The organism is Pseudomonas sp. OA65 (assembly GCF_017498305.1).
Taxonomy (GTDB): domain Bacteria; phylum Pseudomonadota; class Gammaproteobacteria; order Pseudomonadales; family Pseudomonadaceae; genus Aquipseudomonas; species Aquipseudomonas zanjanensis.
In genome coordinates, this window is record NZ_JAGDEZ010000033.1 from 1 (window position 1) to 19,223 (window position 19,223).

Below are 19,223 nucleotides of genomic sequence, written 5' to 3' on the forward strand. Positions count from 1 at the left end.
AGTAAGAACGGCGTTGTGGCTGCATGAAAGACCCGCTTAAAAGGCTAGAAATGGTGTCCACTTAAATCAGGTGGACACCATCGCCTTTGGCGTCGGGGTCAGGAAGGTGTGTTGGCCGGACGCATACAATAAAACTGCCGATAAAACAAGACATTGCGTGGCTGCGTCTGTCCCGAAACTAGACGTTAGTCGGACAGTTAACTTATTGATTTTGATGGGAAAATTCAGGAAATTTGCTGGAAAATACAGGAAATGTGGGGCAATAATCGAACCTCGAGTGATGACGGAATGGGGTATTCGGTGTGGAAAAAGAATCGAGAAAAGAGAGCAAAATACTGATCAGCAAGAAACAGTTGCTGGCAATGATTCCGCTATGCGAGCGCACGATCTACAACTTTGAAAAGCAGGGAAAATTCCCTCGCCGGATTGCGCTCAGTAGCCGCAAGGTCGTGTGGGATCTGTGCGAGGTCGAAGAATGGATTGATGCATGCAAGGGCAGTGGCCCGGCTCCCCGACCAGGAATGGGGGCCTGAATTGTGGCGATTGACTTGCGGGCTGCGTTCGAGAACGAGCCTCCCATTCTAGACTTCATTTGGCCGGGTTTTCTTGCTGGAACAGTAGGAGCGTTGGTAGCCCCAGGAGCCACAGGCAAGAGCTTTTGGGCATTGGAAGCTGCAATGGCCATCGCATGCAGCGTTGCGGGCGGGGATCTTGTAGGGCTTGCCCCAGCATGTGCTGGCCGCGTCGTCTACTTTGCAGGAGAAGACCCAGAAGCCGCACTGGTGCGCCGGATTCATGCCATCGGTCGGCACCTGAATCAGCAGGCACGTGAATCCATCGCAATAAACCTTACCCTCGAGCCAATAATGGGTAAGCGGCTGAACGTAATGGATGATCGGCATCTTGCCCGGATCACCGATTTTTGCGCCGGTGCCCGGTTGATCGTACTGGACACACTCAGCAGGATTCACGACCGTGACGAGAATAGCAACGGTGACATGGCGCGGCTTGTCGCTACGCTTGAGCACGTTGCTGCCAACACGGGAGCATCGGTGTTGTACCTTCATCATGTCAGCAAGGGTAGCGCCCGCGATGGGCAAACCGATCAGCAGCAGGCAGCGCGTGGTGCATCAGCTCTTATCGATAACGCCCGTTGGTGCGGCTTCGTGGCCAAGATGACCGAGGACGAAGCAAATCGACTAAGTGACCGCACCTATGAGCGACAGGCTATTGGCAATGACAGGCGCAGTTTTTTTGTCCGTTTTGGTGTTAGCAAACAGAACTACGATGCCACCCCGCTCGATCAGTGGTACCAGCGTCAGGAAGGCGGCGTTCTTGTGCCGGTTGAACTGGCGGAAGTGAGGAAAGGGAGCCCTCTGCAAGTCGCAAACGGAGGTGACGATGAGCGGTGGTAACTCCGTGGTCCCCACCAGTACTATCGCACAGGCCAGAGTGATGCTTTATCAGCCTAGCCAGCGCCCGCGGCTGCGCGAAGGTGATTGGGCAGAGACATCATTTGGGCGCTGCCGCGTGGCAGGTCGGTTAGGGCAGAGACACGCGGATGTATTGGAAGCGGTCCTGTACTGCGCAGAACGTCGACGGCCTGTCTCCGATGGTGGCGTAGAACTTCTGGTAGATCCTGCGCGAGTGAGAAAGACACTTTCCGATAGCCGCTACAGCTTCTCACAGCTCGAAAAGCTGCTAGCCGAACTTCGGGCTGCAACGATCACAATTGAAACGCCGCAATTTGATTTTCCCATCATCGGCGGGTTGATTGACCACGTTATCCCTTCACCTATGACACGTCCCGATCCTCTGTCAGGAGGAGAGCGCAACCTATGGCGGGTGCGGCTCGGAATTGCACTGATGATGCTCCTTGAACATGATCTGAGCCTTTACTACGACCCGGCCCCCATAGCCCGGCTCCAGCACGGCATCAGCCAAGCAGTAGCTCGGCACGTTTTGAGCCACAAAGTAGTGCCAGTAGGCGGTTGGTATATGGACACCGTTATTGGGGCGGTTGCTGGACAAGTCTCAAGTCAAAACATGCGCAATGCGCGGAAGAGGATCAAGGATGATGCTGAAGACCTACGGCGGATTGGGCTTATGCTTGACGGTGATCGCATTAAGAAGGCGGTGCTCTCAACCCCTGGAGCGTTTCACACCCGCCCGATGGCGTGCCACACACGCCCGGAAACGTTTCACACACGCCCGGTGCGTGCCACACCCGCCCGGAACTAGCAGGATATTCAGGATATTCAGTCCCTGCGCGGCGCGGCCCGCGCTTTAGGCGCGGTCCGGCCTCGCCGGTCGGCCTACGGCCGCTGGACACCAAAAAGGAAGAACTAGGAGCCTCCAGACCCTTTTTGGCTTGCCAGAAGGCCGCAGAAGCCGTCAAAAATGCTTTTTAAGGGCGCGGTGATTTCTGTGGGTGCACATAGCCAAAAAATCGTTCAGAGCGCAGCGCATCGCCTTACAGGGGCACGGACGGAGTTGAGACAAGTGCGTGCGTATTACTAATAGCGAAGCCCGTTTGGTTGTCCGGCATAGTCGGGATTAGCCCTGTAATGAAATATCGCGAGTAGCCCGCAAAGCCTGTACGTCAACGTGACCAGGAGAGGCTGCGTTTGGAAAGCAAAACCCCGCACAGAGGCGGGGTTTTGCGGGTCAGATCAGCAATCACCGCTTGCCGGGCGTCTCTTGCTTCTGTGCCTCCTGTACAGCCTGGATGGCCATCAACGCCTGCTGATTCAGGGCTGCGTTATTCTTGCTGCCCAGCAAAGGTAGACGATTCATAGCCTGTGCCCCGACAAACATGCGATAGGAAGCCGACAAGGCGAGCGGGCTTACTCGAAGCTGCAAGGCCGTGTACTGGCGATCTAGCCTATCGAGTTGCGGCCCGTAGCCCTTGCTACGTAGCCATCGGCCGAGCGCCCACATGCCGATGGCAAACGTCGATGCGAATACTACGAATCCAGCGAACATCAGTATGTCCATCATGGTTATTTCTCCGAGGTGTCGTTGTTTGAGACCGTGCCGGGCACATTGAGCGAGGCTAGGCGACTTGTAGCGGGGCTTGCGTCCGAGGCTGGACGGATGACGTTAGATTCCGTTTGTGCAGCTTCCGCGGTTGTTTCCGCGCCATTGGCTGGAACGGTCGAGTTGGCACCGTCGGGAACAGGTGGCGGAGATCCTGCACCAAGAGACAGCGAGTGCGAATTCTCCATGCCCGGCACCGCCATCGAGGCCATCACGCCGAGCATCTTTGCGCCACCACTGGTCGATTGTGAAAGCGCGTTACCGGCGCTGACAGATCCCCCTTTTGGTGTCGCCTGCGGGTCTTTGTCGTCGTTGCCCTGCGCAGCCTTTCCAGCCTGTCTGGCGGCCTGCTGCACGCCGCTGCTGGGCTGCGGAGGTGAAGTCGATTGTGTCGAATTAGCAGTGCTGCCGCCTACACGCGAACCGGTCGAACCCGCACCCTTAGCGGCGGCCCCACCGCCGGTACTGGTGCCAACGCCTGCAGATGACGCCATGCCACCGGCAGAGGTCGCCGCCCCACCGGCGGAGGTAGCACCGGCGGCCATGCTGGAGTTGAGCGAACCAGCAAGGCCGCCAGCCATACCGGCCGCGCCTGCACTTGTCCCGCCCGCGCCAATCGCTGCCGCCGCAGGAGCTGCGGCACCTGCTGTTGCGATGGTTGCGATGGCCGCCGCTGCACCAGCCGCACCAGCCGCCGCCATACCACCGATTGCCGATCCGCCCCCCATAGACGTGCCACTAATCATCCCGCCGATCAATTCGGGAATAGTTTTAGTCAGATAAGCGCATACCAGAGCCAAGCCCGCCAATGTCATCAAAGACGCTTCGTCGTTCGTATACGCCGCTAACCACGACTTCGCTGACGTGACGATAATGCCTACGATCAACGTTAGGACGAACAGCTTAGCGCCAACTGCAATAACGAAGCGGAGCGGAGCAATAGCAAAATCGCGTGTCCACTGCGAACCACCAAAACCATAGAACAGCACCGAGGCGTTGATGATGACATACGACTCTACTAGCGTCACAAACATGAATGCCGCGATGAATGCGAAACACAATAAAACTAAACAGCCAACAATCGCGATGAGGATCGCTTTACCCGGAGAGAATACAGAGATTCCCTCTACGATAGAGCGTGAGAAATCGACAGCCACTGCGAACATATCACCCGGCTGAAGTGCTCGGCCCAAACCGCTGGCCGTGCCCGCCGCCTCCCGGAAGCTATTAACTACTGCTGTCGCCCAAGGAACGGAATGCTCAATAATGGCGTAGAAAAAGCCGACTGCCATGAAAAAGCGGATTAACTCACCGACAATCTCGCCTAAGTCAGCTTGTTTCATGACTAGAGGCATGAACGTCCACACCAGCTGAATTATTGCAAGGGAACCCAGTAATGTTAGTGCATAGCCCTGGAGCCGTGGTGACCATTCACTTGCGGCGTCATACAGCATCCGCAAAAGGCCATTCATTTCATTGCCCTGAGTTATGTCTCCTGCTGCCGCAGCAGTGCCGACCGAAAACAATAGCGCCGCACCGATGAATGCGAGAAGTGCTGAACGTTGCATAGTTAGAAATCCTCAGATGGACCCCAGTCGTTCTTCCGGGCTTCGAATTTTTTATCGGCATCTGTCGGCGTATGCCGTTCAGCAGTCACGCATTCAGCACTGACGGACACAACGACACCGGACACAAAAGCACCACTAAGAGCAGAAACGATGCACAACACAGCAATAAAAATCTTAGAAATAAACATGGTTAGAAATCCTCCGACGCTCCCCAGTTATTTTTCCTAGCCTCGAATTGTTGTTCCGCAGCTTCGCTAGCGGCCTTCCGATCTCCTTGCTGGGCCATGTAGTTGCCCTGCATATTGATTTGGGTGGCCATCAGATCGCGCAGTTTTTGCAGTTGCTGCACGTTCTGGGAAGCAATTTCGTTGCCCGCCTGAATAGCTTGCATGCGGCCTACGGCTGACTGCGAACGGAACACCATGCGATTAAGCTGAGTGTCTTCAGACTCGAACGTGCTGGTATTGAGATTTGCCGCCTCAAGTGCTGTCTTTACGTTGTCGCTGCCTTGTTTAGACCACTTCTGATAACGATTCCGTGCCGGGAATTGTGCCGAGTTTGCTGCTTGATTCAGGTAGGACTCGAAACCAGGAAAAGCCGTGTTGAACTGCGAATCCATATTCTGGATTTGGCGGCCCAAGACCTGCGAGCGGTTGTAGATGTTGACCACGCTTTTCAAGTCAGCCGCGATGCTGCCGAACATCGAATCGGGCAACCCCGTGCCCTGCGTGACCATGTTTTGGTACTGCTGAATTTGCGTTTGCAGTTGCTCGGCGGTGTTCAGCGCCGTGTTGACCTGCTCGGCGTACTCGAACATCTGTTGATAGAACGTCGAGCAGTTAGAGCAGTAGATGGCGTAAGCCGGGGCAGGTGTCATATAGAGAACTACACCAAGGCTTGTGGTTGCCATTGCCACAGCTAGCGCCGCGCCTCGGCCGAATATCCGAGCGACATAAACTGACGTTTTTTGCGATTCTATTTCCATACCGAATACCTAATTTTGTAGTAGCTTGAGTTTTGATTATTCTCCGATATGTCGTTGTTTTGAATATGCGGATAATAGTCTATCCGCATAGATTGCAATAAGTTGCGTCCGGAAACTGTCCGTTAATCAACCCTTTTAATGATGGCAACTCTCTGGCTTTTCTAGGTTTTTTCTTTTGTAAGGAAGAAGAGTTGGCTGTCCGGTTTGATGCGTTTTGCGGACGAAAAAAGCCCACTGAAGTGAGCTTTTTATAAGTTGGTGCGCGGCGTCAGTGGGCTGCGTAATAAGGATTATGAGTGCGATAGAGGCAACGCTCAGTTTCAGGGATGTGCAGCGTCTCAAGGTGCCACTCTTCGAGTGAAGAAGCTAGCTCGGCCGCGATGCGCTGGGCCTCCGCAATGCGCTTACTAGATTGCCCACTGGCTCGGCCGAGGCAGGCTTGCAGTTCATTGAGTTGAGTGGCCAAAGCGCTGATGCGGTGAGCTGTCTTCATAATCAATTCCTCTTGCTTATCCTTTCCACGATTCTGTCGAATTCTTCCCGGATGTGATCGTCCGCGAGATCAAGATTAACTAATCCTGATTTTATTGCAATTCTTGCAATTCTTTCTGCTGCCTCATTGTCTAGTTTTGCAAGCCTTGCCTTAGCCATCTCTAGTTCAGAACAGGCGTCAGCTCGACGCTCAGAAAGGGTTTTTCTAGCCATTTTTCATGCTCCTTTTGGTGCCATTTCGACCTTGATCTATTGTGGGTAGCGGAGATTCTAGCGACCGCTGGAGTTGTTAGCCATATCAGGATCGGCGTCGCTACGAGCTAAGCGTGGCCGCGGTAAGTTGGCCGGCGCTCATACTTTTTCCGCTCTGTTTGATTCATTCATTTAAATTTAGTCGATTAAGTTAACTCAAAGCAATTTTAGGCAATTCCTTACCTGAATTAATGCAGCTCTAGGCAACTTAGAGAGAATTAACGCAACTCAAGGAAATTTAAGGCAACTGACTTTGCCGAAACGACTATTAGCAATAAATTTCTTTTAATTGCACCCAGGCAGACGGCAAGATGTGTGTTGTACGGGTGCGGGCAAGCCCACACCCTCCCAACACTTACCCTTATTCGCCTTCGGCTCAACGTATCTTGCTCTGCGAGGCGTGCAGCCGCTGCCGCGTCTAAGAGCAAAAACACAGCGACGGCAGGAGCACCCATGACAGGTGGCACCGAAGAAAAAACAACGGCTCGCCGACGCGGCAAGCCAATCGAGGTTTGGGTCACTGACGAGGAAAAGGCGGTGATCACGAATAGGGCCAAAGAAGCTGGCATGTCCCGATCAGGCTACCTTCGCGCCATAGGCATGAACACGCCCATTCGGTCGGTCGTTGACCTGACCGCCGTGGGTGACTTGGCCAAGGTGAGTGGCGACCTCGGGCGGGTTGCTGGTCTGTTAAAACTCTGGCTTGCAGAGAAGCGTGGAGAAGGCGCGAACGCAATTGATGTGGAAAGTGTGATGATGGAGTTTCGGAGGTTGCAGGTGGCTGTAGGAGTGAAGATGGGAGCGATTGTCAAAGCTCACAGGTAATTCCTAGTTCTGAACAGCTATTGGATTGTGCAATCCACAAAGACTGATAGGCGTTTGGCTGCCCCTCGGAATATTTTGAGAACGATGCCGTCGCTCAATTACTCAACGTATGCTATTGGTTGGCTTGAGCGCGCAGGTCACTATGCGTTAGGGGGAGGACCAGATGAAAGATCGACCGCACAGTGAAGCAATGTCCGAGCAGCTCCGTGCTGACCCAGCATACGCGGCTGAACTACTTGCCGACGTGCTCCGCGAAGGCAGCCCAGCAGAACTGGCTATTTTGTTACACCAGCTATCCCTTGCGTTTGGAGCGCGCGAGTAGTACCAGAACGCCTAATTTCGGCGAATCGTTGCATCCAGTTTTCCCCAGATCTGATTCTGTGCTTGAGGATCTGCTCGCTTAGCCGCCGCACTGCGTGTGTGCTGACAGCAGTTGATAGGAGCGAAATTTTTAATGGACGATACTGCCGCATGAACTATGACTTTAGAAATCTCTCATCGGCGGACTTTGAGGACCTGGTCCGGGATCTCATCGGAAAAGAAGAGGAACTTCGCTTCGAGGCATTCAGTGCAGGGCCAGATGGCGGCATTGACGGTCGGCACGCGCAGGCCAGTGGTAACGTCATCCTCCAGGCGAAGCATTACGAAGGTTCGCCGTTCAGCCAACTGATGGGCGCGATGAAACGTGAGCGCTTGTCCATCGATAAGCTGGCTCCCACCCGATATATTCTTGCGACCTCCTGTAAGTTCACTCCGCTTGGCAAGGGCAAGCTCGCCTCGCTCATAGGGACAAGCCTGAAGTCTGAAGCGGATATTTTTGGTCCAGGGGACATCAACGGCCTTCTCCGGAAGTATCCAGACATCCTCAAGTCGCACATCAAACTGTGGCTCTCGGGAGCGGGTGTTTTGGAGCGGGTCGTACATGCGGCGGCCCACACCTTTGCAGCGTTCACGAAGGAAGACATCGAACAAAAGGTTCGCGTCTATGCATCAAACCCCAGTTTCGACGAATCACTAGCTTCACTAGAGAAACATCGGCTTCTCATCATCTCTGGTCCACCGGGCGTTGGCAAAACGACCCTGGCCGAGATGCTTTGCTACACCTTCCTGAGCGAGCAGTGGGAGCTCGTTCCCATCCGCAGTCTGGAGGACGGCTTCGCTGCCATTACCGACAGCAAAAAGCAGGTATTCCTCTTCGACGACTTCTTAGGAAAAGTCTCTCTTGACCGACAAGCTCTAGCGCACAAGGATTCTGATCTAGCGCGGTTTATGAGCCGCGTACGACGCTCACCGAACGCCCGTTTTATACTGACGACGAGGGGTTACATATTTGAGGAAGCCCGGAGAGTCTCCGAACATCTTGGTGACCAGCGCCTCGATGTGACGAAGTACGTGCTTGATGTTGGCATCTATACCCGCCGGATCAAGGCGCGGATTCTCTACAATCATCTTCTAGTACTAGAGACACCGCAGTCCCATATCCTGGCGCTATTGGAAAGCAATAAGCTCGCGGAAATTGTTGATCACAAGAACTATAACCCACGTGTCATTGAGGCCATGACCGATGCATTTCGCATCGGTGATATTGAACCCGCAAACTATTCCGCAGCTTTTATCGGCGCCCTGAACAATCCTAGCCAGATTTGGGATACCGCTTTCCGGATGCACATTGATCATCGATGCAGGCACCTCCTGATGGCGATGTTTTTCCTCGCGGAATACGGGGTTTACCTCGCCACTCTTCGCTCCTCTTTCGAGACCCTGCATACCGCGATAAGCACTGCCTACGGTCTGGCACATGGACCTAAGGATTTCGAAGAAGCCCTTCGCATTCTGGAAGGTAGCTTTGTCAGCATAGTCAACATCAGCGGCCCAATCGTCTCTTTTCTCAACCCTTCACTTAAGGACTATCTCTCAACATACTTGCTGGACACTGACCTTCTTATTCGCCTTGTTCCCACTGCGGCTTCCATCGACTGGTTGTCGCGCCTGTGGGACTTCGTGCATCCGGACGGGCTCAGCGAAGTCGATCAAACGAAGATCGCCAGAGCCTGCGTTGGCATGCTGGGGATGATCGAAACGCGTCCACACTGGCGTCCGCGAGCTGGGGACGTCCGCTCGCTCGAATACAATGATGCCGCAAACTCCAAGCGGCTCCGAATGCTGATGGATTGGTGGCAGCTCACGAACGATCAGCTATTTGCCGAAAGCATCATGGTGATTGTCCGCAATCCACAGCAAGGCTTCGGTGCATGGTCAGATGGGGAGGCTCTGATCGACTTATTTTGCCGGCTAAGTGACAGGGGCTATGGTCGCCAGTTCATTTACGAGGCGGAGTTCCTTGAGCTCCTAGAAAAGGCGCTCACGGATACTATACGCTGGAGCTCATGTGACATGCTCTCCACACTTATCGATGCGGTGGACGCAACGGAGGGGCTGCCCGCCAACATTACCAGTGCCTTGCGGGCGGCAGTGCTCGAAGATTTCGATGAGAATACTAGCCGCATTCGCGAGGATGATAGCGAGTCCTCTCTGTCGGATCGGATTGATGCCCTGAAAAAGTTCGCGCCGCGTTTCGGTGTGTCGAACGCTGTTTTGAATAGCGCCGTTTCAGCCATCGAGGATCGCATATACGAGATTGAAGACCGTAGCAGTCGCGCCTCCTCTCCAAGTTTTCCGTCGTCTAAGAAGAGTGGTGAGGAGAGCTTTGACGACAAAGCTCTTCGAGACCTTTTCACCTCTCTCCTTGAACGCTAGGCTGACCCACATTTAGTGCGTTGCCTTTCGTTTAGGGAAACAAGCCTGCTATATGGAGACGTGCCTCGACACCATATTAGGATTTTGATATTGAATCGTGAGTGATCAATCGATGATATCTTTCTGAATATGGAAGGCTTTTTATCAGTAGGCAATGTATTAAAGATGTTGATCTGGCTTTTAGGTAAAACTGATATTTATTTGAAGCTTTCCGACGCTAGAGTGATTAGAGTCCCTAGTGCGTCGGAAGTTTTTGCCACATTCCTGTATCGCATATTATGCGGTATCGAATAATTTTTTTACCCCAGATAATAGCGCGTTCACTCTCGTAATATTACAGTTTTCGTATTTTAGCTGCCTGACTAAATAACCGTACGCGACGGCCGCCCGTTCGCGTTTACCCACGGATACCGTTTCTGCCCATTTACGGCACTCACTGAAAAACTCGGGAGCTGGGCATTGATCGTCTATAAACTCTGGCTGCCCCCAAGATAGTGCTGTGCTTTCACTTGGCCATTCGATATTTTTATACGGACCTTCAGGATGAAAAAATACGCTGAGTTCAAAGGTAATCGCATCAGTACTAAGCGCCCCCTCTCCAACATCGCCGTAGTCAATCAATACCGGAATTGAGCCTGGAGATACGAGAATATTTAGGCCATGTAGGTCGCCATGTACACACCCCCACATCACATAGATGGGATTGGTCTCAAATTTTTCCGTCCAGTCATTGGCGATGAGATGCGATACAGCCTTAAAAGCATCGTCATCGATAAAGGCTCTTCGAATATCCTTGACTGTAGTTCTACGTTGAGTGGCAGATACTGTCCAAGGATGAACGCAATCTTTCAATCTTTCAATTAGAGCAAGTGAATCATTTTCTATAAACGAAAAACCGTTTAATTCGGATGCTGATGCTAAGCTATAAAATACGCCGGAAGTCTTCTTAGCGCCATGGGCTAATACTGCCACCTTACGCGGAGTAGCATTCGGTTCTAATCTTGATATGAATCTATCGTGTCGCTCAACTTCATCCTGGATTTCAGAGGGTGGGCCAATTTTTGCAATTGAGTTGTGAATCCTGCTCCCACTTCCATCATTAACCTCAAGTTTATAAACGGATGCGACAGACAATCCGCTGTTTATTCTCGCAACCTTGCAGAATACTCCACCGACAGATGCAGTGAAGATCCTTATCAGTCTGTTTGTCGGAGTGGATATCTCACACGACAGGTCTAGCTCCACCTCGCAAACACTATCAAATGCATCTATATATGGTTTGATTTTATCATCCAACATATCGAGTCGATGCTTGGGCTGAAATCCTATAAGCGGTAGGAGTTTACCTTGGCCCCATATGTCTACCTGGTGGCTTAGAGCCATCATGTCGGAAAGGAACTGTTCAGCGGATGACCCCGTAAGCATAAATACTGGCGTGCCCGGCGCATTCGCGATAGCAATGTCTAGTAGATTTCGCCCATGCTGGGGATCACTATCCATCCCGCCCGGTACCGTAGGTATTTTCAAGTCCAGAAATATCAGATCAAAAAAATCAGACTCAATTGCGCTGGTTGCTTCTTGGAAGCTTCCCGCTATCGTATATGAAGGCTCTCGGCATATTGCGGTTACTCGAGACTGTATTTCCCCAACAAATTCCACGTCATCTTCTACAATTAATATTTTCATGCGTTCAAGCTCCATCTCAATTCAAAAACAGCTCCATCTGATCCAGAGTTACGGAGCTCGACAGTACCATGTAGCGTTTCAATTGCCTGATTCGCTATACCCAGTCCGAAGCCTAAATGCCCAGGCTTGCTTGTTTCGCCCAGAGTGAATGAGTGTGTGACATTGCTTGGTAGGCCGGGGCCGTTATCAATGACACTAATCCAGTTATCAATATCTGTCTGCCCCCAGCTCACCACTACAGAAGCTTTTCTCTCTGCACTGGCAATAGATAGAGATGCTTCAATTGCGTTTTTAATACCATTGCATAATGCCAGCTTCAAAAGACCCCTGTCGCAGAAAATAATCAACGGAGTTCGACCTACAAGTGAAATTTCAATTTCTTTGTCTGTAGCTTCGAGCTCTACTAAGTCACTAACTAACGTCGGAAGATCCATTTCGACCGGTTTAGGTACAGAAGTGGCTTTTTTAAGTTCTTCAATTCCATCAAATGTGTCTTGTAAATGTTCGATGCGTCTTTTTGTGTCTGAATCAGCATAGTTGGCTAATTCTTTAGAAACGGTACTAGCTAAAAGACCCAGTTTAGAGCCTATCTCATGAAGCAGAAGTCCCGCCACCCACTCAATAGCTTCTGCACGGAGTTTTTTTCTAACTTCAGGAGGGGTAGGGTCGATTTCGAAAGTTTCGATAGATCTACTGGTTCCGAGGTTAGTGATCAAGCGTTCAATTCGTCTAATTAGGATTAAGTCTGTTTCTGCTGCTTTTATTTTTAATAATGTTTGGATGTCTGTGTCAAGTGCCAAACGCTCTAAAGCTCGCATTGCTGTAAATCTAGCATGCGAATTGCCATTCGATAGAGTGATTAGCGCTTCCTCTCGGGTCATTATTTTATATGCTCCCCGTAGAACTTAGCTCGCTGACTAAAAGCTTTGGCGCCACCCTCCATTACTGTGCTGATTGCATTTACAATACTTATATTTTCTAACGGTCCTGATGAAAGTCTAAACCCTCGACGACCATCTGACCCTAGGTGTAGGACTAGGTCCGCATCACCTAACACGGGAATATTAGGGTTGTGAGTAGAAAAAATGATTTGTCCCTGATCACCCCTTGATAAGATAACTTTAATCAGGGTTTCTGCAATGAATGCATTGTCGATATGGTCCTCAGGCTGGTCCACAATCAACATTCGGTTCATGTGCGATAGGATTAATGGAAGTACTACCGTGCAGCGCTGGCCGGTCGATAGCTCTGATATGTCCTTGTAATCGGTTCCGTCCAGTAGCTGTAGAGAAGTTTCGTCTTCAATATTTATAGTGCATAAGTCACCTAGCTCGCAACTTTTTAAGTGCAAAAGTATGCGAGATGCTCTATCCGAAGTGATGCTAGCAGCGTCTTCGATTAGCCCCACATCAAAGTTATCGACAGCCTCAAGCAAAGCGCGGGGGCTCAAGTTCGCTGCTATGCCGTCTGCCGCATCAGCATATCTAAGGCCACTTCCTCTAAGCGCTTCTGAAATGGCCGCAGAAAATCCCTTGGACTGCCCATTTCTATAGACGGATACCTTAATATTCGGCGCAACAATTTTATTCAGCCAATCTGCTGCTGCAGAGCGAGCGGCAAAACGTTCCTCGCGTATTTTGTCAAGTTTATCGAGTGCTTCAGATCTTTTTCCTATGAGTTGGGCGAGTATTGTCTTTCTCGAAGTCAAATAGGATGTTATTGATTCAAGTTTCGCTATTTTTTCCCGAATTTCTTGTCCTTTTCTGAGGACGCTTCCAGAGCCTGCTTGTAGACTTTCTACTTCCTGTCTTAGCTGGCGGGCTTGGTCCTCTAAGATTACCTTGTTGCCTGTGAAGTTGGTTATTACGCCGTCCAGCTCATGATATATGCTTACTGCCTCGTTTAGTTCTGCTCCGAGTCTGCCTTTCACACCCTCGATTCTTTCCAGAAGTGGTTTTAATAACACTAGCGCTGCGTGCTCAAATTCTGCTGAGTTTACAGGTGCATTATCGATGCCTCTTTTTATTTCATGGCTCCAGCTAGCTACATTATTTTTAATGCGCGTTACTTGCTCTAGCATTACACTTACGCTGGATATCGTAGTAGCCTGTACGGATAGCAAGTTTGTTTTTTGTTGGAGGGTCTCAGAGCTTTTTGAAACGTTTTCCTCTGCTGGGATTATTAGTTTCAGTTCTTCTCTTAATGCGGGTAGTGCTTTTTGAGTTTGTTCAAAGTCGTCGATTTCTTTTCTACACAGCTCGACCTGCTGTGTCAAAGTACGGCACTCTGTGATCAACTCTCTCTCTTGAGTGTCAGTGTCCGGTCGCGCTTTCACAAATCCATCGAGTAATCTGAGTCGACCTGCTGCCTCAAGTCCCACAGTTTCAATTTCGGTTTGCGAGAAGATTACGGGTTTTCTATATTGAGCCGTTGCTCTAGGTGCCGCATCGCTGGCTGTACGGCTAACTAAAATAGTATTTTCGCCGTCTACGAGTGTTACAGTCACCTGGCCAGAGCCGAGAACTGATAGAGCGTGGTCTTTACTTCGTCTAGTGGTCTCCGACGTGGTGCTGTTTACATCGAGGCAAAACCTAATTATTTCTATTAGTGACGTTTTACCTGTTCCTCTTGCACCAATTACTGCATTTAATCCTGAGGTGAACTCTACATCTAAGCCGTCTAAAAAGCCTTCTTCAATCTGCACTCTTTGTATATACATGCTTAAACCAGTCCTTTGCTTAAAGTGATTCTTTTCGTTTTCCTACTCTCTGTCCTTGGCTGCGCACTCAGGCAGTTAAGTTTGCAACAGAGGTGGGAGCCCTACGCACATCTTCAGCATCATGCTCTCGGGAGGTTTGGGTAGCAACGTTTAGCCTTGAGAGGTGGACGATGGCACCTTAATATTCCTCGGTCCACTCGATTTTCGGGCTGCGGAATGACGTAGATCGGGATTTTTCGATGGTTTTCCGACGGCGTGTGGGAAAGGCGCTGCAGATTGAGCCCTAGTCGAACACCACCACTTTGACAGGTATAGGATGACCCTCGTACACGGGGGATTTCTTCATTGCGGTACACGCTGTGCCCGTCTGCGTTGCGAGATTCGATGCAGGGCGGTTCAGCTGGGTCCAATTGTCGCGCTGGTGTCCCGGCATTAGATGACGCATTTAAGTGGCTCCATCCAAGCTCGTGGTCACCTTGAGTCCAGCATAGGACAGTGTATTCCTTCACGTCTGGCCGAAGGGATCAGCACTGCTCAGCACGCAAATGTGGCGAAGGTGTCATAAGTCCAACCACGCCTTGATAGCATTTCTTGAGGCCGGACGGGGAGCTGTATTTCTTGGGCATGCTAGCTAGGATGCTAGGTAGACGCTGCTTTAATCAATATGGCGGCGTATGCAATGGTACTTTTCATGGTACTTTAAATAATAGTTTCATTAGCATTCAGTATTAAAGGCAGGTCTGGACGTTATTGATAATAGAGTGGGAGTGAGGTTTCTCCGCAACGCTCTGTTCCCTGTTCGGTAGAGTAATGCCGACAGGGTATCGATAGCGCTTTTCTGCGCAGAGGCTGTTGCGGCCTGGGACGGTTCTGATTCATCGACGCCAGGCGCTACGAGCTTTACCCTCAGCCTGAAACAACAAAACCCGCATTGGCGGGTTTTGTTGTTTCAGACGCAGACGTTGATCAGAAGTCGTAACGCACGTTCGCCGTGAAGGTGTCGGCGTCGAAACCACTGCTGGTCAGGTAGTTGTACGTCCCTCCCACGCTCCACGCGCCTACGCGGTAGTTCGCGCCCAGCCCCAGCTCATAGCTGTCGCGCGCGGGCGTTGCGCCTGTGGTGGTGAATGGCGTACCGCCGAGCACGAAGGTGGAGGTGGTGCCGGCCTTGTCGCCGATGAAGTCGTGCCAGGCCATCAGCTTGGCTTCCGGTTCCAGGCTGCCCACACCTACGTCAAAAGCGGCCGCCAGACGAGCACCCAGGCCCATTTCGCCGATTTCATAGCGCTGGCTGCCGACGTTGAGGGCGGCTGAGCTGCCTTTTTCACGGTACGAATCCATCGATACGTTGGCATAGCGCGCACCGATCTGTGGCTCCAGCAGCCACTGCTTGTCGAGCTGGAACGTGTAGCCTGCCAGTGCGTTGACGCCGAAGATCTCACTGTCGTAGTCGGCCTTGGCGCGGGTACCGGCGATGTAGCGCTTGGACTCGTTGTCGTTCCAGCCATACATCAGCGAGGTGTCGACAAAGAAGTTGTCACGGGTCCAGTTGCCGTACAGGGTCAGTGCGTGGCCGCTGACGTCGGTTTTGTTGCCCAGGTCGGATTTGACGTCGCTGGTCAGGTAGCTGTAAGCCAGGCCCAAGGTGGTATCGGCGTTGAGCTTGCCGTCGGCACCCACGGCGATGCCGTTGGTGTTGGCGTCGTAGCCGTCGACACCGTGGCGGCTGTCCTGGTTGGCATCGCTGGACAGCGCTTGCAGCCATACGCCTTGTTCTGCCAGGACGTCACCGGAGGACAGACCGCTACGCCCTTTGCTGGCGCGGCGGTTGATGGCACCAGCGACCAGGTTCTGGCTGTTGGTGGCGGCGTTGATCGCCCCCCGGCTGACGTCCGGGGCCAGGGTTTCGGCAAGTTTGGCCAGCTCTTCACTGGTGGCGGCGTTGGCGAAGCTCTGGAATACCGGGTCGCTTTCGTCCATCTGGCCCATGACCGTGTTCTTGAACGGATTGATGGCGTTCACCGCGTTGCTCGAACCACGGGCATCCAGCAGGTCTTGCGTGATCACCTCATCACTGCGGGTAGCGACCAGTGCTTTCACGTCCTGGCCTTCAATGCCGAAGTTCCTCACCTCAAGCAGCGCCGAGGAGGAAACCACGGACAGGTTCTGCGGCTCTTCCCAAGTGCCAGAGTTGAGGAGGGTATAGCGGGTGCCCTGGGCCGACGTGCGGAAGTCGTCGGAGCGAGCCTGCAGTTCGATCTGGCTGCCTTGAGAGAAGTAGGTATTGCCGGTGACTTTCAGAATCGGCGTGTTGGGCAGTGTGTTGTTGTCCAGCAGCAGGCGCAAGCGCGCGGTGTCGCTGTCCAGGTCGAGGTCGCCCACAATCGTGGTCTGCGGGCGAAGCAGCGTCAGGCGGCCGTCACCAATATCGACGTAGCCGGTGCGGATAGTCGAGCCATCGAACATCGCGTCCCCTCGCACCAGCACACCGCTGAGGCCCAACAGATCACCCTTTACTTGCCCCCCGTGCCAGTAGAAATACGTAGGAGACGCATCGTCCTCCACGAGGATCGCTGCGGTGCCGCCTTCGATCAAGCCACCTGTTTGGCTGATGGAGAGGTTGTCGAAACCGCCGGAGGTGTCGAGACTGAGAAAGTGGATACCGACGCCGTCGGCGGAGATAGTCCCGCTGTTATTGATATCACTCTCGAGGGGAGCGCCTGCCATCTGACCGGTAAAGCGACCGTTTTCGATCTCGATACCTGCGGAGTCGATGCCGCGAGCGGTGATAGTGCCCGAGTTATTGATGCGCGCCTGGGTCGAGGTGATCATCATGCCATTGGCATTCTCGCCGGTCACAGTGATGTTGCCGTTGTTGTTCACTTCACCCGCGATATTCGCCAGATACAGGTCCAGCCCCATGGCGCCGTTGCCGCTCACCGTCATGTCACCCTCATTTACCAGGTCGCCAGCGACGGTGGAATTGAGGGTCATGGAGATACCGGCCGGGATGTCGCTGGGGTTTGCCGCCGTCAGGTTGATTTTGCCCTGGTTGACCAGGTTGCCCGCCAGGGTCACGTTGGTCAGCTCTACCCCTGCATTTTTCGACGTACCGGTGAAGGTGGCGTTATTGAAAACATCACCGGAGCTGCTGTATGCCCCTGTGCTCAGGTCGTGGTTGAGATCGAGTGCGGGTGCGGCATGGGCAGTGGCAGTGGCAGCCGCGACGGACAGCGCCAACAACGAGCGGCGCAGGTGGGAAATGTTCAAAGCAGTATCCTTACAGGGCAGAAAACTGGCAAGGAACAACCAGCGCATCAGCGTCTGTTTTGGGCATCCTTGCCAGCTTGTCAGTGAATGGCTGATTCAAGCGCGTGCAAATTTACACGATGCTTGTAGGAAAATTCACCATAAAAAGACTGAATGAAGAAGAAGCCGCTAAAAAATGCGACGCGACAGTTGTTTTTTTAAGCTTTACAACATTATCCAGCAATAAGTTGAACTTTAGGTTTTCGTTGCGGTCGGCCAGGGTCGGGCACTAAGGGGGGATGGACTTCGGATGTTTTAAACCGACCTGCCCACTCTTCATCTAAGGATTTTCATGTGCCAACGGAGTTTTAACCCATCGGCTCCATGTCGCTTCCCACCCCCTATCATGGCTTGCTCCTGGCACACGGACGCATTGGGAGAGGGGCGAGCCAAGCGCCTGCTGGTACCTATCCGCTAAGCTGCCTGGAATAATGGGGTCTGCTTCTGCGATGAGATGCCGCTGGGGCAATAAGGCGAGTCGCTTTCGATAGTCCAGCGGATCCAGTGAACCGTCGAGTGGCGACAGTCCTTTCATCGTAGCCCACAGACGGGGACTGAGATTGCCAGCAAGGGTTTGAACCTGGGTCACATCGTTGCGCTGCGCCGCTAACAATAATGCAAGGGCGGCTCCGCCTGAGTATCCCACTAGTTCGAACTCCCTATTGCCATATCGCTGTTTTAATTGGTCAAGCGCCTGGCTGAGGCGGGTGACCACTTCTTGAGAAAATCGTCGATGGGTCCAGAGTGCCGATTGGCAGGCTGCGGCCATGACGAACTGGCAGGGACGTGCCAGGTACGCATTCGGTGTGGGGTCATCGACCGCCAGCCGTGGCACTAACAGATTGTGCGGGCTCGGATCCAGGCTGGGTCGAGTGGCTGTCGCCCAGGAATGGCCATCGCCTTCCAGATAGATCCGCAGGCGCGTCATCTTTTCTGTAGTTTGCGGCGCGATTATGAAGAGCGGGAAGGCGTGTCCCGGCAGGATCTCCAATTGTCGGCCGTGCTCTTGAGCCAGTTGTTGCAGTGCCTCGCGCGGCGATTGGCAGGCGATGAGAAGCGCGCAGATCATCGCCATCCAGGCTTTATAGAAGCAGGTCAATGTCCGGCGATAGGGAACGCATCTACTCGTCATGAATGTTCAGCCTCTTCCTCAGACAAGCTGACTGTCAGGGGTAATCGTTTTTGTGCGCAGCTTTTTTGATCTAATCATTTTTATCCAATCTTAACCGTTAGCTGACAAGATCAGGCGCACGCCATCATTTCTAAACCCGTGAAACCCGTCTTGCCCGCGGAGGCCCCTTGATGACCGATTTGCCCGCAGACCCGATAGGCGCCGCCTGGCTGATACAAGCCTATGGCGTGCATCCTCTGGGACGGCTGTCGGGGTGAGCCAAGTGGGCGGACGACGCGCAACTCAAGTCAACGACGGCTTCCGCCTGGAAACCTACCCGGAAGCGATGCGACCGGATGAGAAGCCTGCCGCGCATCTGCAGTTCCATCTGCACCATGAAGTCCCCATCTGGAGTTCCTTGCCCGTCTGTTCGAGAATACAGGGCCTGGTTTCGTCCAGGACTGGATAGCGGCCGAACCT

The 19,223-nt window shown here is 52.7% G+C and carries 16 protein-coding genes; 5 read left to right on the plus strand and 11 right to left on the minus strand.

What is annotated here, in order from left to right; all coding sequences use genetic code 11:
• Positions 1 to 302 precede the first annotated feature (302 nt).
• Genes J3361_RS22445 through J3361_RS22455 form a run of 3 tightly spaced genes read left to right on the plus strand, consistent with a single transcriptional unit; the run spans position 303 to position 2,241 of the window.
• A complete protein-coding gene (locus J3361_RS22445; protein WP_169896450.1) occupies positions 303 to 533 on the plus strand; it encodes an AlpA family phage regulatory protein in 231 nt (76 codons plus the stop codon).
• Between the two features lie 3 nt (positions 534 to 536).
• Positions 537 to 1,415, plus strand: a complete 879-nt coding sequence (locus tag J3361_RS22450; protein ID WP_207966368.1) for a helicase RepA family protein — start codon at positions 537 to 539, stop codon at positions 1,413 to 1,415.
• On the plus strand, positions 1,402 to 2,241 hold the full coding sequence (locus tag J3361_RS22455) for an ABC transporter ATPase (protein ID WP_243458982.1): 840 nt from the start codon (positions 1,402 to 1,404) through the stop codon (positions 2,239 to 2,241). The genes J3361_RS22450 and J3361_RS22455 overlap by 14 nt, the downstream gene beginning before the upstream one ends.
• Before the next feature lie 438 nt (positions 2,242 to 2,679).
• Here J3361_RS22455 and J3361_RS22460 read toward each other — a convergent pair whose 3' ends face one another.
• From J3361_RS22460 to J3361_RS22485, 6 genes are all read right to left on the minus strand, one after another.
• On the minus strand, positions 2,680 to 3,000 hold the full coding sequence (locus J3361_RS22460) for a hypothetical protein (protein ID WP_207966369.1): 321 nt from the start codon (positions 2,998 to 3,000) through the stop codon (positions 2,680 to 2,682).
• 2 nt (positions 3,001 to 3,002) lie between these two features.
• Positions 3,003 to 4,607, minus strand: coding sequence for a P-type conjugative transfer protein TrbL (trbL, locus tag J3361_RS22465; protein ID WP_207966370.1), 1,605 nt, complete (start codon positions 4,605 to 4,607; stop codon positions 3,003 to 3,005).
• Positions 4,608 to 4,609: 2 nt separating this feature from the next.
• Positions 4,610 to 4,795 (minus strand): hypothetical protein, encoded by a 186-nt coding sequence (locus J3361_RS22470; protein ID WP_207966371.1) that lies wholly within the window; start codon positions 4,793 to 4,795, stop codon positions 4,610 to 4,612.
• A 2-nt stretch (positions 4,796 to 4,797) separates the two neighbouring features.
• Positions 4,798 to 5,592, minus strand: a complete 795-nt coding sequence (gene trbJ / locus J3361_RS22475; protein ID WP_207966372.1) for a P-type conjugative transfer protein TrbJ — start codon at positions 5,590 to 5,592, stop codon at positions 4,798 to 4,800.
• A gap of 268 nt (positions 5,593 to 5,860) precedes the next feature.
• Positions 5,861 to 6,085, minus strand: coding sequence for a hypothetical protein (locus tag J3361_RS29580; RefSeq protein ID WP_068967681.1), 225 nt, complete (start codon positions 6,083 to 6,085; stop codon positions 5,861 to 5,863).
• A gap of 2 nt (positions 6,086 to 6,087) precedes the next feature.
• Positions 6,088 to 6,297: a TraC family protein gene (locus J3361_RS22485; protein ID WP_124401818.1), complete on the minus strand. Its 210-nt coding sequence runs from the start codon at positions 6,295 to 6,297 to the stop codon at positions 6,088 to 6,090.
• A 492-nt stretch (positions 6,298 to 6,789) separates the two neighbouring features.
• Between J3361_RS22485 and J3361_RS22490 the strand changes: the two genes are divergently transcribed.
• Both J3361_RS22490 and J3361_RS22495 read left to right on the plus strand, forming a co-directional pair.
• Positions 6,790 to 7,161 (plus strand): CopG family transcriptional regulator, encoded by a 372-nt coding sequence (locus J3361_RS22490; protein ID WP_207966373.1) that lies wholly within the window; start codon positions 6,790 to 6,792, stop codon positions 7,159 to 7,161.
• 471 nt (positions 7,162 to 7,632) lie between these two features.
• Entirely contained in the window at positions 7,633 to 9,918 is a 2,286-nt protein-coding gene (locus J3361_RS22495) for a restriction endonuclease (RefSeq protein WP_207966374.1), read from the plus strand.
• A 276-nt stretch (positions 9,919 to 10,194) separates the two neighbouring features.
• Here J3361_RS22495 and J3361_RS22500 read toward each other — a convergent pair whose 3' ends face one another.
• The 5 genes from J3361_RS22500 to J3361_RS22520 all read right to left on the minus strand — a co-directional run bounded on the left by J3361_RS22500 (position 10,195) and on the right by J3361_RS22520 (position 18,701).
• The gene (locus tag J3361_RS22500) at positions 10,195 to 11,604 is read right to left on the minus strand and encodes a hypothetical protein (RefSeq protein WP_207966375.1); all 1,410 of its coding nucleotides are present in this window, start codon (positions 11,602 to 11,604) and stop codon (positions 10,195 to 10,197) included.
• Entirely contained in the window at positions 11,601 to 12,485 is an 885-nt protein-coding gene (locus J3361_RS22505; protein WP_207966376.1) for a HAMP domain-containing sensor histidine kinase, read from the minus strand. Before J3361_RS22505 ends, J3361_RS22500 begins: the two co-directional genes overlap by 4 nt.
• The gene (locus J3361_RS22510) at positions 12,485 to 14,323 is read right to left on the minus strand and encodes a hypothetical protein (RefSeq protein ID WP_207966377.1); all 1,839 of its coding nucleotides are present in this window, start codon (positions 14,321 to 14,323) and stop codon (positions 12,485 to 12,487) included. Before J3361_RS22510 ends, J3361_RS22505 begins: the two co-directional genes overlap by 1 nt.
• Positions 14,324 to 15,289: 966 nt before the next feature.
• On the minus strand, positions 15,290 to 17,593 hold the full coding sequence (locus J3361_RS22515) for an autotransporter domain-containing protein (protein WP_207966378.1): 2,304 nt from the start codon (positions 17,591 to 17,593) through the stop codon (positions 15,290 to 15,292).
• Positions 17,594 to 17,912: 319 nt separating this feature from the next.
• Positions 17,913 to 18,701 (minus strand): alpha/beta hydrolase, encoded by a 789-nt coding sequence (locus J3361_RS22520; protein ID WP_207966408.1) that lies wholly within the window; start codon positions 18,699 to 18,701, stop codon positions 17,913 to 17,915.
• Positions 18,702 to 19,223 lie beyond the last annotated feature (522 nt).